Source organism: Embleya sp. NBC_00896 (assembly GCF_045207785.1).
GTDB lineage: Bacteria > Actinomycetota > Actinomycetes > Streptomycetales > Streptomycetaceae > Embleya.
This window is the reverse complement of record NZ_CP108776.1, coordinates 3,607,141-3,621,438: the sequence shown is the minus strand read 5'-3', so window position 1 is coordinate 3,621,438 and position 14,298 is coordinate 3,607,141. Positions and strand designations below refer to the sequence as shown.

At 64.9% G+C, this 14,298-nt stretch carries 16 protein-coding genes, 1 tRNA gene and 2 pseudogenes; 15 read left to right on the top strand and 4 right to left on the bottom strand.

Annotated elements, in window-relative coordinates; all coding sequences use genetic code 11:
* Window positions 1–90: 90 nt before the first annotated feature.
* Window positions 91–1,008: a phosphotransferase gene (locus OG928_RS16400; RefSeq protein WP_406284320.1), complete on the top strand. Its 918-nt coding sequence runs from the start codon at window positions 91–93 to the stop codon at window positions 1,006–1,008.
* Between the two features lie 7 nt (window positions 1,009–1,015).
* On the opposite strand, the gene OG928_RS16395 is transcribed toward OG928_RS16400, so the two are convergent.
* Window positions 1,016–2,395: a hypothetical protein gene (locus OG928_RS16395; protein WP_406284318.1), complete on the bottom strand. Its 1,380-nt coding sequence runs from the start codon at window positions 2,393–2,395 to the stop codon at window positions 1,016–1,018.
* Window positions 2,396–2,610: 215 nt separating this feature from the next.
* Between OG928_RS16395 and OG928_RS16390 the strand changes: the two genes are divergently transcribed.
* The 6 genes and pseudogenes from OG928_RS16390 to OG928_RS16365 all read left to right on the top strand — a co-directional run bounded on the left by OG928_RS16390 (window position 2,611) and on the right by OG928_RS16365 (window position 4,990).
* Window positions 2,611–3,102 carry a hypothetical protein gene (locus tag OG928_RS16390; protein ID WP_406284316.1) on the top strand — a complete coding sequence of 164 codons (492 nt, stop codon included), beginning with the start codon at window positions 2,611–2,613 and terminating at the stop codon, window positions 3,100–3,102.
* Entirely contained in the window at window positions 3,095–3,337 is a 243-nt protein-coding gene (locus OG928_RS16385; protein ID WP_406284314.1) for a hypothetical protein, read from the top strand. Before OG928_RS16390 ends, OG928_RS16385 begins: the two co-directional genes overlap by 8 nt.
* A 14-nt stretch (window positions 3,338–3,351) precedes the next feature.
* A complete protein-coding gene (locus OG928_RS16380) occupies window positions 3,352–3,657 on the top strand; it encodes a hypothetical protein (protein ID WP_406284312.1) in 306 nt (101 codons plus the stop codon).
* Between the two features lie 216 nt (window positions 3,658–3,873).
* A pseudogene (locus OG928_RS16375) lies at window positions 3,874–3,981 on the top strand (excisionase); the annotation flags it as partial.
* Between the two features lie 37 nt (window positions 3,982–4,018).
* Window positions 4,019–4,405 (top strand): type II toxin-antitoxin system RelE/ParE family toxin, encoded by a 387-nt coding sequence (locus OG928_RS16370; RefSeq protein ID WP_406284310.1) that lies wholly within the window; start codon window positions 4,019–4,021, stop codon window positions 4,403–4,405.
* Between the two features lie 66 nt (window positions 4,406–4,471).
* Window positions 4,472–4,990, top strand: coding sequence for a helix-turn-helix domain-containing protein (locus tag OG928_RS16365; RefSeq protein WP_406284308.1), 519 nt, complete (start codon window positions 4,472–4,474; stop codon window positions 4,988–4,990).
* Between the two features lie 501 nt (window positions 4,991–5,491).
* Here the strand turns inward: OG928_RS16365 and OG928_RS16360 are convergent.
* Complete coding sequence (locus tag OG928_RS16360; protein ID WP_406284322.1) at window positions 5,492–7,948, bottom strand: hypothetical protein; 2,457 nt, start codon at window positions 7,946–7,948, stop codon at window positions 5,492–5,494.
* Between the two features lie 404 nt (window positions 7,949–8,352).
* Here OG928_RS16360 and OG928_RS16355 point away from each other — a divergent pair, with 404 nt between their 5' ends.
* The gene (locus tag OG928_RS16355; protein ID WP_406284320.1) at window positions 8,353–9,270 is read left to right on the top strand and encodes a phosphotransferase; all 918 of its coding nucleotides are present in this window, start codon (window positions 8,353–8,355) and stop codon (window positions 9,268–9,270) included.
* A gap of 7 nt (window positions 9,271–9,277) precedes the next feature.
* Here the strand turns inward: OG928_RS16355 and OG928_RS16350 are convergent, their stop codons facing one another.
* On the bottom strand, window positions 9,278–10,657 hold the full coding sequence (locus tag OG928_RS16350) for a hypothetical protein (protein ID WP_406284318.1): 1,380 nt from the start codon (window positions 10,655–10,657) through the stop codon (window positions 9,278–9,280).
* Window positions 10,658–10,872: 215 nt separating this feature from the next.
* On the opposite strand from OG928_RS16350, the gene OG928_RS16345 reads away from it, so the two are divergent.
* The 6 genes and pseudogenes from OG928_RS16345 (at window position 10,873) to OG928_RS16320 (ending at window position 13,252) form a co-directional block, all read left to right on the top strand.
* Window positions 10,873–11,364: a hypothetical protein gene (locus OG928_RS16345; RefSeq protein WP_406284316.1), complete on the top strand. Its 492-nt coding sequence runs from the start codon at window positions 10,873–10,875 to the stop codon at window positions 11,362–11,364.
* Entirely contained in the window at window positions 11,357–11,599 is a 243-nt protein-coding gene (locus tag OG928_RS16340; protein WP_406284314.1) for a hypothetical protein, read from the top strand. Before OG928_RS16345 ends, OG928_RS16340 begins: the two co-directional genes overlap by 8 nt.
* A 14-nt stretch (window positions 11,600–11,613) precedes the next feature.
* Window positions 11,614–11,919 (top strand): hypothetical protein, encoded by a 306-nt coding sequence (locus tag OG928_RS16335; protein ID WP_406284312.1) that lies wholly within the window; start codon window positions 11,614–11,616, stop codon window positions 11,917–11,919.
* Between the two features lie 216 nt (window positions 11,920–12,135).
* A pseudogene (locus OG928_RS16330) lies at window positions 12,136–12,243 on the top strand (excisionase); the annotation flags it as partial.
* A gap of 37 nt (window positions 12,244–12,280) precedes the next feature.
* Window positions 12,281–12,667, top strand: coding sequence for a type II toxin-antitoxin system RelE/ParE family toxin (locus OG928_RS16325; protein WP_406284310.1), 387 nt, complete (start codon window positions 12,281–12,283; stop codon window positions 12,665–12,667).
* A gap of 66 nt (window positions 12,668–12,733) precedes the next feature.
* Window positions 12,734–13,252, top strand: a complete 519-nt coding sequence (locus OG928_RS16320; protein WP_406284308.1) for a helix-turn-helix domain-containing protein — start codon at window positions 12,734–12,736, stop codon at window positions 13,250–13,252.
* 200 nt (window positions 13,253–13,452) lie between these two features.
* Here OG928_RS16320 and OG928_RS16315 read toward each other — a convergent pair.
* Window positions 13,453–13,526: transfer RNA gene (locus OG928_RS16315), tRNA-Gly, on the bottom strand.
* Between the two features lie 117 nt (window positions 13,527–13,643).
* Here OG928_RS16315 and dcd point away from each other — a divergent pair.
* Window positions 13,644–14,225: a dCTP deaminase gene (dcd, locus tag OG928_RS16310; RefSeq protein WP_406284307.1), complete on the top strand. Its 582-nt coding sequence runs from the start codon at window positions 13,644–13,646 to the stop codon at window positions 14,223–14,225.
* Window positions 14,226–14,298: the final 73 nt, after the last annotated feature.

Sequence of the window (14,298 nt, the reverse complement as noted above, 5' to 3'; positions counted from 1 at the left end):
CCACTTGATCTAGTAGAGCCAAATTCGGCAGTGGTCGATTGGGCGCCGTTGGTGGGTCGACAGGGCACGGGATGCGGGTAGCTTCGCGGTATGGCGGATGGCGGGGTGGCTGGGGCCGGTGGGGCGTTTACTGCGGAGCATGCTCGGGAGGTGTTGGGCTCGGCGTGTGCTGTGGCTGGGCTGAGCGCTGAGGGGGCGTCTCTGTTGCGGCTTGGGGAGAACGCTGTCTTTCGGTTAAGCGATCCTGATGTGGTGCGGGTGGCTCGGTCGGCGGACCGGGTTGATGAGCATGAGCGGACTGTGGCTGCGGCTCGGTGGCTTGCCGAGGTGGGGTTCCCGGCGGTGCGGGTTACGTCGCGGATTCGGCAACCGCTCGTGGTTGACGGGCGGGTGGTGACGTTCTGGGAGCTGGTGGCTGAGGAGGAGCGGTTCGCCGGTGTGGTCGCGTTGGCCGAGTTGCTGCGGCGGTTGCATTGGCTGGAGGAACCGGCGTCGTTGGGTCTGCCGTATCTGGAGCCGTTGGCGGCGACCTGGGGGCGGATCGACGCCGCGGTGGCGTTGGGTGATGACGACCGTGGGTTTCTTCGGCAGCGGGCCGAGGAACTGCGGAAGCGGTATGACGCTCTGGAGTTCGTGCTTCCGTTCGGACTGGTGCACGGGGACGCGAGCGTCGGGAACGCGCTCGTTGACGAGGCGGGGCGGGCGGTCCTAATCGACCTGGATGGGTTCGCGCTTGGGCCGCGTGAGTGGGACCTGGTGCTGACCGCGATGTACTACGAGCGGTACGGGTGGCACACCCGGGCCGAGTACGAGGCGTTCGTGAATGCGTACGGGTTCGATGTCATGAACTGGTACGGATACCCGGTACTGGCGGACATGCGTGAGTTGATGATGACCGTGTGGCTGACGCAGAACATGGCCGGTGACGCCGAGGTCGCGGCGGAGGTTGAGCGGCGCATCTCGGATCTGCGGTCCGGTGGGGACCGGCACGGCTGGAAGCCGTTCTGAGGGTGGGTCAGCCTGCGGCTTGCTGCCACATGCGGTAACCGGCGGCCTCTTCCAGGAATTCGGCAACTGCGGTTGAGTCGCTGCGGGAGTCCACCTTCTTGCGGAATGCGGCCAGGTAGGAGACACAACGGGCGGACTTGAGTTGGCGGCCGATCGTTAGGGCGTCCAACGCCGTTCGGCACGCGCGTTCGAGTTCGCCGGCCGCCAGGTGGGCTTCGGCTAGGACCATGGTCGCGAAGAAGTCGCTGCGGATGTAGTGGCCGTCGGTGCCGCCGAGACACTGTTCCGCGTAGGTGGTGGCTTGGCGGGCCTGGCGCATGTCGCGGAAGCAGTGGCCGAGTTCGACGGATAGCTCCGCCTGGTCGAAGTAGCCGATCCACTCCGGGTCTTCGCCGGGATTGTTGCGCTCGAAGATCGTGGTGGCTCGGGTCAGGGCGGCGTTGCAGGCTGCGTGGTCACCGAGGCGGGAGAGGGCTCGGGCCTCCATCGCGAGGAACTGGGCGGTCAGGGTCGGGGTCGCGTGGCCCGTGGTGCCGAGCTGCGCGGCGCGGGCAAGGTTGGCCGCCTCGATGAAGCGGCCGAGGTAGGTGGCCTGGTGGCTCATCGCGGACAGGATGCTTCCGGCAAGGCGACGGTCCTCGGCGGTCTGGGCCAGGCGTAACGCTTGGATGAAGTAGCGCTGGGCCAAGCCGTGGTGGCCGCTGTCGTAGCTCATCCATGCCGCGAGGAGGGTGGCTTCGGCGACGGTGGCGAACAGGGCTCGGCCCACGGGCTCCGTGCTGCGGGCGGTCAGCAATTCGGCAACGTCGCCGTCCAGGTATTGGATCAAGGCTCGGCGGCCGTGTCCGCCTCCGAAGCGGTTGTCCAGGTCGGCGTACACGTCGACGGTCGCGCGGACGGTTTCGACGTCGCATGCGCCTACTTGCGTGCGTGTTCGGGAATTCGGCAACTGCTCTTGCCCGCCGGAGACCAGCCACACGAGTGGTGCCGCGTTCCAGGCGGCCGGGTCGGGAGACAGCGCCTGCACGTCGCTACCGGGCGCGAGATCGGCGCGCCACAACGCCGCGAGGGACTCGATTCCGTCGGTGGGGGTGGTGGGGTAGGCCGTCCCGGGGGTTTCCTGCGTGGCCGGGACATCGGCCAACCCGAGACGGTGGGCCGGTTCGCCGTAGACCTTCACCAGCAACTCGACATAGTCGGTCGGGTGCGTCTGGCCGTTCTCCCACCGGGCAATGCTCCGCAACAGCGATGTGTCGGTCGGCAGGGAGCGCCCCTCCTGCGCGGCGGCCTGGCGGAGGGCGTAGACGAGACGGGGCTTCTTCCAGCCGAGGCGATCACGAGCCGCGCGCAGAAGAGCGGCTCGGTACGGCGTGGTGGTCGACACCACGAATCGCCTCCCCTGAAGCGGAGCCAGATTCAGCCATCATGCTCACGCACACGAAGCGTCGTCAAAGAGTCGCAGTGAGTTGATCTGCTGAGCGCACACTGAGGTGACAAGGCGTGTCACCCCTTGTCATCCCTTGCCGTCTGCCTCGGACCGGTGCCGCCGGCGCACCTTGGTGGTGCCCGGTCGGAGCGACCGGCGGGCTTCGGGAGATGAACATGACGCTTCGTCAGGCGAGTGAATCCGCCGGCGCTTGGCTGCTCGCAGCCATGGGCGACTCGGACGGAACCGAGCACCCTCGGGGGCCTCGTTTGTGGGTGACCGGCCACGTCTTCGACGCGGTCGTCGTGGCGGATCGGTTGGGGCTCGAAGCCGTCGACTGGTACCGGTGGCTTGGCTCCCAGGCTCCGCCGTCGGCCATCGACCATCGGGCACGGAAGGCTGCGTTCCTTATCGCGCCGGTCGGGGAGCCCTTCTTCGCGGGCGCGTTGACGGTTCTGCGTGGGGACGTGCCGTACCGGTACCTCTCGGTCGGCGGGTACCTCCTCGTCCCCGGACCGGGCGTCGAAACCGGAGGCCGCTACCAGTGGCTCAGCAAGCCCACCGAGGAATCCACTCTCGACCGGGACGCGGTCGCGCTTCTCGCCGGTCATCTCCTGATCGCCTCGCGCAACCTGTCTGCCGCAGCCGAGGGAACGGACGATGAGTGATCCGGACGCGGCCTCCTGGTCGCCCATCGACACCACGGCCTGGCACGAAGCGCGGTCTGCCGTCGCAACCCTGCGAGACGTCCTGCTCGCCACCGGCATCGCCGAGCACTTCCCGTACCTGCGCGCGGACGTCAACGCCTTCGGGCAGGGCTTCGTCGAACTCGGCCGCACGACACCGGAAGCCGCGCACCACCTCGCCGAACTCCTCGCCGCGGCAACGGCCGACCCCATCTGACAGGAGGAACCGCCATGCGCTCCGCAGCCGACAACGCCCGCGCCTGCGCACCTCCGGCCGAAGAACTGCGCGCCGGCATCCTCTACGTCCGTGGCTGGTGCACAGCCAACAACGCCACGCTCGAACTCGCCGCACGGCTGACGACTGCCGGCCTGGACGATTTTTTCGGGGCGCTCAAGGCGGAAGCGAACGTCCACAGTGACGGTCTGGTCAACCTCGGCCCCGTCCCCGCCGACGCAGTCCACCGCTTGGCCTCGCTCCTCACCAACGGCCTCTGCGCCAAGCTCGATTACCTCGCCGCGCGATACGAAGCGGCTTGACCGCACACGCTCCGGCCAAGTGAACGAAACGGCTCCTCGTCCACCCAGTCGGACCCAACGCACCACCCGGCCGTCATTCGGCAACGGCCGCAACAGGCCGCCTCGCACCGACCAAACACCCAACGGTGTCGGGACAAGACGCCGAGATCCTCTCGCATACGGGCGCCGCCAGGAAGCGACCTGACCGTCCTGACCTGCGAGGGACCTGATTCCGTGATCGACAAGACCGGACGGCTCCTGACCGTCCCCCAGGCCGCCGAACGGCGCAAAGTCGGCGAGCGCTTCGTCCGTCGCCTCATTGCAGAGCGATGCATCACCTTCGTGGATACGAACCCGAGGGCGGACAAAATTGTCCGGTAGGATGAGTGGTGTGTTCGCGATCGAGATGGAGCCCGAGGTGCGGGCATGGCTTGAAGGGCTGTCCGCAGCTCAGCGGGGCACTGTCAAGCGTTTTGTCGAACGGCTGGCCAACGAGGGCGAACGTATGGGTATGCCCCGGTCCAAGCCGCTCGGCCAAGGGCTGTTCGAGCTGCGGTTCGATTTGGCGAACCGGGCGATGCGGATCACCTACTGGATCCGCACCGACGCGACCGCGGTGCTCTTGACGGTGTTTCGCAAGCAGAGGATGAACGAGCACGTGCAGGTCGAGCGTGCCAGACAGGTGATGAAGACATGCCAGAACGACCACTCCGGTGCGCCGGTCGCGATTATCTTCGCCGGGGAGCCGCTGGAACTGGGCGGCTGGTGACGAGCGGTTGGTGGCAAACCGGGAAGACCGACGGCGACGGACGAGACGAATGACGGAGGCAGGACGATGAATGCGCGTGAGGCAATGCGTCGCAGGGCCGCGAAGGCCGCCGCCGAGCCCGTCCCTGAGACGTCCCACGCGGACGCGATGACCACGGGCGAGGTCGAGGAGTTCGACCAGGCGTATGCGGAGGCCGCGCTCGGTGACGCGATGGCCCAAGCCGTTTACGACCGCCGCATTGCACTCGGCTGGACGAAGGCGGAGCTTGCCCGCCGCGCGGGGATGAACGAGCGGGTCATCCGCCGCCTTGAGGACGGCGGCCGACCGGTGACCACACCGACACTGCTCCGCCTGGGACGGGCCCTGGGAGGACACTTCATAGTCGCGTTGCTCAGTGACAACCCAGTGGTGACCTTCAAGCCGGCCGCCCGACGGGCAACGCGGTCGACGACTCGGTCGGCTTGTCGCGCCCCCGCGACTTCAACGACGCGAGGAGGCCAATCCCTGCTTGCCGGGCTCCCCCGCAAGTCTCGCAGCGCCACCACTGCCGGGAATACGGTGCATCGGCTCAGGGTGGATGTGTAACGGGTAGGGCCGGACGTTGCTTCCACGAGGTGGCAGTCGCGCGGCCAAGCCCATTGCCGGCGTCATTGCGAAGCGGGTCAAGAAGTTTCAGCGCCGACATCGACCCGCATCCGGCACGGACCCCGCATGCGAGGCGCGGCGATGCGGGAAACTGCGAAGGCCCAGTCTACGGAAATCCTCCGTGACCTGGGCCTTCACCACACGAGCGGGCGACGAGAATCGAACTCGCGTTCTAAACTTGGGAAGCGCCGTTCGAATACGGGGCCTCAAACACCCCCTGACTAGCCCCGAATTCGCGCCGGTGGCACCGGCCCGAGACTCCGCTAGTGCCAGCAGCAGCTCCAACACTTACCCCGGGCATAAAGACGCCTTGAGTCACACGGCTTTGAGGTGGCTCGACCTGCACACGAGCCGAAGTGTGCGGCCCATGGCGCAGAAGCACTCCGTGAATGTTGCACATTAATCTCTGGTGCTGGGAACCGGGCTGCGAGCGTCAAGTCATCAGGAATGCTCTGCGTCGCGGTTGTCAGAGTCCCAGCCCCAGGTTTCCGGGTCAGCACGCCGACCCACCCGGCGGATGTCCTTTGAAAGCACTTCGCTCGTGTCGGACCAACGCCAAGGAAGTCCCTCGCTGTTGACCTTCGACCACTGGCGATCCAGATACAACCGGAAGTACTCTGTGCGATTTACTCGCTCGGGAAGGTTATGCACATCTTCGATTAGTCGCCGATACTGCTGATCGACAATCGGTGTATCGATTAGAACCGCATCAACGTATGCAAAGTACGCCAACAGGATTCGCACCGTATACGCGCCGACGGTCGTGATGCGATAGTGAAGTCGCGGTCCGTCATGAGAATGACGTGGGGCAGTGTCCATCAATCTTTTGTTCACTGCATGGTCAAGTGAGGCAGTGATTTGCTCAACGTCAAATCCCAAATGCTGTGCGAAATCAAAGAGCACCTCAGACTGTACGTAACCCTCTTCGCTAGCGCGCTCGCCGAGGGCCTGGGCTTGGCTGAGCAACAGTGGTAGTAGGAAATGTTCGCGCCCATCGGGCTGCGAGATACCAAAAAGGTTTGCGATCGGTGATGCGTCGGGACTGTAGTAGACGCCGTCTCCGAATAGCAGTGCGCGCAGGAACTCGTGAAGCGGGATTTTATACTGACCATATTCCGCCCAGATGCGCAGCATTTTGGCGGTGTCAATATGGCCGCTTCCAATGAATTCCGTGACGAAACCCAGAGCTAGCCGCATATTACCGCCGGCCAAATTGTCGATCAAGGCCAACAGGTCATCGTTGTTCCTAAAGTTATCGGCAAGGATTTCGAGGAAGGAGACGAGACTCTCGCTGTCGAGCGTCACCCCAGAAGGAAAGGAGTCCAATCTACCGGTCTGGGAAAGCTGGGACAAGGCAAAGTCGATTCGCTTCTGCAGCATCACATCTGCGCGAGGCGGTGAGATAGTAAATACCCGAGCCTGGTATCCAGAGAGCGTGCCACGTTGGCTCGATCTGTAGAACGTCTCGGGTCTAAGAGTTACGAACACCGTGGCGGGCCAATTCTGCGCGAGCTCATTCGAAATGAGAAATACTTGCTCCTGGTCATTGCTGCTTCGTTGGTCAATGTTGTCCAGGAAAATTACGACCTGCTTGCGCTGATTGGACCGTAGGTGCTCAAGGCTTGCTTTCAAATGGTTCGCGCGCTCTTCGACCTTCGCTCGTAGAAAATTAATTCTCTCTTTGTGGTAGGCAACGGGGTCAATATCCTTCAACCGGCCCATGACTTGCTTGTCAAATCGATTTAGGGCCCCGTGGTAAACGGCTTCGACGAAGTCGGCGTCCTCGATGTCCTTGTTATAGTTGTCGCGCAGTTGTCGGATTGACTCCTCTACGACGAAGCTGTCAAGTCGACTCAGCGTCGTGGTAGACCCAAAGTCGATGTACAGGCAGAATGCCTGCTCGAATAGTTCTTCGGCTTCGACATAAACGAGGCGTTGGATAAATGTTGTTTTGCCAACCCCCACGTCGCCCAAAAGGACAATCGGACGCCGAGACATGGCTGCGGCTAGCATGTCTTGCGTAAGGCTCGGACTGATCCCTTTCTTGTCTTCGACAGGCAATACGACGGGGCCATTTTCTTCGCTTAGCAAGGCGTAGCGCGTACGCAGAATCTCTTTACTGACCTGCGCGTACTGTGAAAGTGCGCCGCTGGCGGAGTAGCATTCTCGAAGAAAATCCTTGCGAAGCTCTTCCAAGCGAGTCACATCAACAAGAAAGAGTTCTCCCAAGATGTCCAGGCCTGATTGCAGGCTGTTCCGGCGTTTCGATCCAGGGTAGTTCGAAAGGTGAATGGATAGCGACTCGGGTGGAGGGGCTTCGCGCAGATTAACGGTTCGATGAAGATTTTTTTTGTCGACTCCATATTGCGATGCATTATCCCATAGAAGCCTGAACTCGGTTCGCATATCAGTCAAACTCGGGAAAGCTAGCGCTTTGCCCTTCAGGGGCGGTACTCCATCTGTTCGAGCTGCAATGAAGAAAACAAACTGATGCCCGTTGGTGACACCTGCAGGGGCGACGCCATTACTCGCGGCGTACCCGGCAGCTTGCTTGAGGGCATCGCGCAGAGGGCGCCCCTTTTCTCCGGAACTGATGTTCTCAATGTTGTACACTCCGCTGGACATACCAGCCGGGAGATCGAAATAAATGCCTTCGCGCTTTGCCTCGATGATGAACTGGGTGCCGGGCGAGCCGAGCGCATAGTCGATGCGACCGGAGTCCGCAGGCTCTTCGGCGCGAATACTTGACTTAGGCCACTTCAGAACATCGGTCAGCAGCGTGTCGATCAGATGGAGGCGGGTTGTCGCCTCATTTCGACTTTCGCCAGACGCGTATTCCTCAGCCCACTCGATAAGTTCGTCAAGCGCGGCTTTTCCCTGGTCGTAGATGCTCGACAAAGCTGACCGACCCCTGGCTGGACGCTGGATGCTGGCAAGGCAACAGTATCGGCTGCGCGCGTTGACCCGAACAAGCACGAAAATCACACGCTGGATGGCCCCGACCAGACGTCGTGGAGACCACTCCCGGCAGGAGCGTGGGACGTTGGTCCCGGCTCTCAATCCCAGGGCCGAGTCGGGAGAGCGAGTTTGTTGCGAGAAAGATGACACCTGCTCAAAGCGGGCCGGGCGATGGGGTCGCCGGGACCGGCGGCCACGCCGCACGCGCGGCGGGGCCTGGACTGTCCGGACGGTGGCGTGCCCGTCCGGGCACGCCACTTGATCTAGTAGAGCCAAATTCGGCAGTGGTCGATTGGGCGCCGTTGGTGGGTCGACAGGGCACGGGATGCGGGTAGCTTCGCGGTATGGCGGATGGCGGGGTGGCTGGGGCCGGTGGGGCGTTTACTGCGGAGCATGCTCGGGAGGTGTTGGGCTCGGCGTGTGCTGTGGCTGGGCTGAGCGCTGAGGGGGCGTCTCTGTTGCGGCTTGGGGAGAACGCTGTCTTTCGGTTAAGCGATCCTGATGTGGTGCGGGTGGCTCGGTCGGCGGACCGGGTTGATGAGCATGAGCGGACTGTGGCTGCGGCTCGGTGGCTTGCCGAGGTGGGGTTCCCGGCGGTGCGGGTTACGTCGCGGATTCGGCAACCGCTCGTGGTTGACGGGCGGGTGGTGACGTTCTGGGAGCTGGTGGCTGAGGAGGAGCGGTTCGCCGGTGTGGTCGCGTTGGCCGAGTTGCTGCGGCGGTTGCATTGGCTGGAGGAACCGGCGTCGTTGGGTCTGCCGTATCTGGAGCCGTTGGCGGCGACCTGGGGGCGGATCGACGCCGCGGTGGCGTTGGGTGATGACGACCGTGGGTTTCTTCGGCAGCGGGCCGAGGAACTGCGGAAGCGGTATGACGCTCTGGAGTTCGTGCTTCCGTTCGGACTGGTGCACGGGGACGCGAGCGTCGGGAACGCGCTCGTTGACGAGGCGGGGCGGGCGGTCCTAATCGACCTGGATGGGTTCGCGCTTGGGCCGCGTGAGTGGGACCTGGTGCTGACCGCGATGTACTACGAGCGGTACGGGTGGCACACCCGGGCCGAGTACGAGGCGTTCGTGAATGCGTACGGGTTCGATGTCATGAACTGGTACGGATACCCGGTACTGGCGGACATGCGTGAGTTGATGATGACCGTGTGGCTGACGCAGAACATGGCCGGTGACGCCGAGGTCGCGGCGGAGGTTGAGCGGCGCATCTCGGATCTGCGGTCCGGTGGGGACCGGCACGGCTGGAAGCCGTTCTGAGGGTGGGTCAGCCTGCGGCTTGCTGCCACATGCGGTAACCGGCGGCCTCTTCCAGGAATTCGGCAACTGCGGTTGAGTCGCTGCGGGAGTCCACCTTCTTGCGGAATGCGGCCAGGTAGGAGACACAACGGGCGGACTTGAGTTGGCGGCCGATCGTTAGGGCGTCCAACGCCGTTCGGCACGCGCGTTCGAGTTCGCCGGCCGCCAGGTGGGCTTCGGCTAGGACCATGGTCGCGAAGAAGTCGCTGCGGATGTAGTGGCCGTCGGTGCCGCCGAGACACTGTTCCGCGTAGGTGGTGGCTTGGCGGGCCTGGCGCATGTCGCGGAAGCAGTGGCCGAGTTCGACGGATAGCTCCGCCTGGTCGAAGTAGCCGATCCACTCCGGGTCTTCGCCGGGATTGTTGCGCTCGAAGATCGTGGTGGCTCGGGTCAGGGCGGCGTTGCAGGCTGCGTGGTCACCGAGGCGGGAGAGGGCTCGGGCCTCCATCGCGAGGAACTGGGCGGTCAGGGTCGGGGTCGCGTGGCCCGTGGTGCCGAGCTGCGCGGCGCGGGCAAGGTTGGCCGCCTCGATGAAGCGGCCGAGGTAGGTGGCCTGGTGGCTCATCGCGGACAGGATGCTTCCGGCAAGGCGACGGTCCTCGGCGGTCTGGGCCAGGCGTAACGCTTGGATGAAGTAGCGCTGGGCCAAGCCGTGGTGGCCGCTGTCGTAGCTCATCCATGCCGCGAGGAGGGTGGCTTCGGCGACGGTGGCGAACAGGGCTCGGCCCACGGGCTCCGTGCTGCGGGCGGTCAGCAATTCGGCAACGTCGCCGTCCAGGTATTGGATCAAGGCTCGGCGGCCGTGTCCGCCTCCGAAGCGGTTGTCCAGGTCGGCGTACACGTCGACGGTCGCGCGGACGGTTTCGACGTCGCATGCGCCTACTTGCGTGCGTGTTCGGGAATTCGGCAACTGCTCTTGCCCGCCGGAGACCAGCCACACGAGTGGTGCCGCGTTCCAGGCGGCCGGGTCGGGAGACAGCGCCTGCACGTCGCTACCGGGCGCGAGATCGGCGCGCCACAACGCCGCGAGGGACTCGATTCCGTCGGTGGGGGTGGTGGGGTAGGCCGTCCCGGGGGTTTCCTGCGTGGCCGGGACATCGGCCAACCCGAGACGGTGGGCCGGTTCGCCGTAGACCTTCACCAGCAACTCGACATAGTCGGTCGGGTGCGTCTGGCCGTTCTCCCACCGGGCAATGCTCCGCAACAGCGATGTGTCGGTCGGCAGGGAGCGCCCCTCCTGCGCGGCGGCCTGGCGGAGGGCGTAGACGAGACGGGGCTTCTTCCAGCCGAGGCGATCACGAGCCGCGCGCAGAAGAGCGGCTCGGTACGGCGTGGTGGTCGACACCACGAATCGCCTCCCCTGAAGCGGAGCCAGATTCAGCCATCATGCTCACGCACACGAAGCGTCGTCAAAGAGTCGCAGTGAGTTGATCTGCTGAGCGCACACTGAGGTGACAAGGCGTGTCACCCCTTGTCATCCCTTGCCGTCTGCCTCGGACCGGTGCCGCCGGCGCACCTTGGTGGTGCCCGGTCGGAGCGACCGGCGGGCTTCGGGAGATGAACATGACGCTTCGTCAGGCGAGTGAATCCGCCGGCGCTTGGCTGCTCGCAGCCATGGGCGACTCGGACGGAACCGAGCACCCTCGGGGGCCTCGTTTGTGGGTGACCGGCCACGTCTTCGACGCGGTCGTCGTGGCGGATCGGTTGGGGCTCGAAGCCGTCGACTGGTACCGGTGGCTTGGCTCCCAGGCTCCGCCGTCGGCCATCGACCATCGGGCACGGAAGGCTGCGTTCCTTATCGCGCCGGTCGGGGAGCCCTTCTTCGCGGGCGCGTTGACGGTTCTGCGTGGGGACGTGCCGTACCGGTACCTCTCGGTCGGCGGGTACCTCCTCGTCCCCGGACCGGGCGTCGAAACCGGAGGCCGCTACCAGTGGCTCAGCAAGCCCACCGAGGAATCCACTCTCGACCGGGACGCGGTCGCGCTTCTCGCCGGTCATCTCCTGATCGCCTCGCGCAACCTGTCTGCCGCAGCCGAGGGAACGGACGATGAGTGATCCGGACGCGGCCTCCTGGTCGCCCATCGACACCACGGCCTGGCACGAAGCGCGGTCTGCCGTCGCAACCCTGCGAGACGTCCTGCTCGCCACCGGCATCGCCGAGCACTTCCCGTACCTGCGCGCGGACGTCAACGCCTTCGGGCAGGGCTTCGTCGAACTCGGCCGCACGACACCGGAAGCCGCGCACCACCTCGCCGAACTCCTCGCCGCGGCAACGGCCGACCCCATCTGACAGGAGGAACCGCCATGCGCTCCGCAGCCGACAACGCCCGCGCCTGCGCACCTCCGGCCGAAGAACTGCGCGCCGGCATCCTCTACGTCCGTGGCTGGTGCACAGCCAACAACGCCACGCTCGAACTCGCCGCACGGCTGACGACTGCCGGCCTGGACGATTTTTTCGGGGCGCTCAAGGCGGAAGCGAACGTCCACAGTGACGGTCTGGTCAACCTCGGCCCCGTCCCCGCCGACGCAGTCCACCGCTTGGCCTCGCTCCTCACCAACGGCCTCTGCGCCAAGCTCGATTACCTCGCCGCGCGATACGAAGCGGCTTGACCGCACACGCTCCGGCCAAGTGAACGAAACGGCTCCTCGTCCACCCAGTCGGACCCAACGCACCACCCGGCCGTCATTCGGCAACGGCCGCAACAGGCCGCCTCGCACCGACCAAACACCCAACGGTGTCGGGACAAGACGCCGAGATCCTCTCGCATACGGGCGCCGCCAGGAAGCGACCTGACCGTCCTGACCTGCGAGGGACCTGATTCCGTGATCGACAAGACCGGACGGCTCCTGACCGTCCCCCAGGCCGCCGAACGGCGCAAAGTCGGCGAGCGCTTCGTCCGTCGCCTCATTGCAGAGCGATGCATCACCTTCGTGGATACGAACCCGAGGGCGGACAAAATTGTCCGGTAGGATGAGTGGTGTGTTCGCGATCGAGATGGAGCCCGAGGTGCGGGCATGGCTTGAAGGGCTGTCCGCAGCTCAGCGGGGCACTGTCAAGCGTTTTGTCGAACGGCTGGCCAACGAGGGCGAACGTATGGGTATGCCCCGGTCCAAGCCGCTCGGCCAAGGGCTGTTCGAGCTGCGGTTCGATTTGGCGAACCGGGCGATGCGGATCACCTACTGGATCCGCACCGACGCGACCGCGGTGCTCTTGACGGTGTTTCGCAAGCAGAGGATGAACGAGCACGTGCAGGTCGAGCGTGCCAGACAGGTGATGAAGACATGCCAGAACGACCACTCCGGTGCGCCGGTCGCGATCATCTTCGCCGGGGAGCCGCTGGAACTGGGCGGCTGGTGACGAGCGGTTGGTGGCAAACCGGGAAGACCGACGGCGACGGACGAGACGAATGACGGAGGCAGGACGATGAATGCGCGTGAGGCAATGCGTCGCAGGGCCGCGAAGGCCGCCGCCGAGCCCGTCCCTGAGACGTCCCACGCGGACGCGATGACCACGGGCGAGGTCGAGGAGTTCGACCAGGCGTATGCGGAGGCCGCGCTCGGTGACGCGATGGCCCAAGCCGTTTACGACCGCCGCATTGCACTCGGCTGGACGAAGGCGGAGCTTGCCCGCCGCGCGGGGATGAACGAGCGGGTCATCCGCCGCCTTGAGGACGGCGGCCGACCGGTGACCACACCGACACTGCTCCGCCTGGGACGGGCTCTGGGAGGACACTTCATAGTCGCGTTGCTCAGTGACAACCCAGTGGTGACCTTCAAGCCGGCCGCCCGACGGGCAACGCGGTCGACGACTCGGTCGGCTTGTCGCGCCCCCGCGACTTCAACGACGCGAGGAGGCCAATCCCTGCTTGCCGGGCTCCCCCGCAAGTCTCGCAGCGCCACCACTGCCGGGAATACGGTGCATCGGCTCAGGGTGGATGTGTAACGGGTAGGGCCGGACGTTGCTTCCACGAGGTGGCAGTCGCGCGGCCAAGCCCGTTGCCGACGTCATTGCGAAGCGGGTCAAGAAGTTCAGGGCCGACATCGACCCGCATCCGGTACAAACCCCGTACGCGAGGCGTAGCGAGCCCGGAAACGACGGAGGCCCAGTTCACGGATCATGTCCGTGAACTGGGCCTCAACGCGTGGAGCGGGCGACGAGAATCGAACTCGCGTTCTAAGCTTGGGAAGCTCATGTTCTACCATTAAACTACGCCCGCAACAGACGCCTCTGGAGGCGACCTGTCGTCACTCTACCGGATGGTCGTGCGTGGTCGCAGCATCGATTCGCGGGACCGTTTGGGTGGATCCGGGGACCTGCGATTACCCTTTCTCGCGTGCTTCTATCGGACAAGGACATTCGCGCGGAGATCGACTCCGGTCGGGTTCGGATCGATCCCTACGAGCCGGCCATGGTTCAGCCGTCGAGTGTGGACGTCCGGCTTGACCGGTTCTTTCGGGTCTTCGAAAACCACAAGTATCCGCACATCGATCCGGCCATCGAGCAGCCGGACCTGACGCGCATGATCGAGCCGCCCGAGGGCGAGCCGTTCATCCTGCACCCCGGTGAGTTCGCGCTCGGCTCGACCTACGAGGTCATCTCGTTGCCGGACGACGTCGCGTCGCGGCTCGAGGGGAAGAGTTCGCTCGGGCGGCTCGGGCTGCTGACGCACTCCACCGCCGGGTTCATCGACCCGGGCTTCTCCGGCCACGTCACGCTCGAGCTCTCGAACGCCGCGACGCTGCCCATCAAGCTGTGGCCGGGCATGAAGATCGGCCAGCTGTGCATGTTCCGGCTGTCGTCGCCGGCCGAGTTCCCGTACGGGTCCTCGGTGTACGGGTCGCGCTACCAGGGACAGCGCGGGCCCACCCCGTCCCGCTCGTACCAGAACTTCCACCGGACGAACGTGCGCGACTAGGACGCGTCCGCGCCCGTCCCGCTCCTTCGCCCCAGCCCCGCCCAGCCCCGCCGCGAACAGAAGATAGGCATAC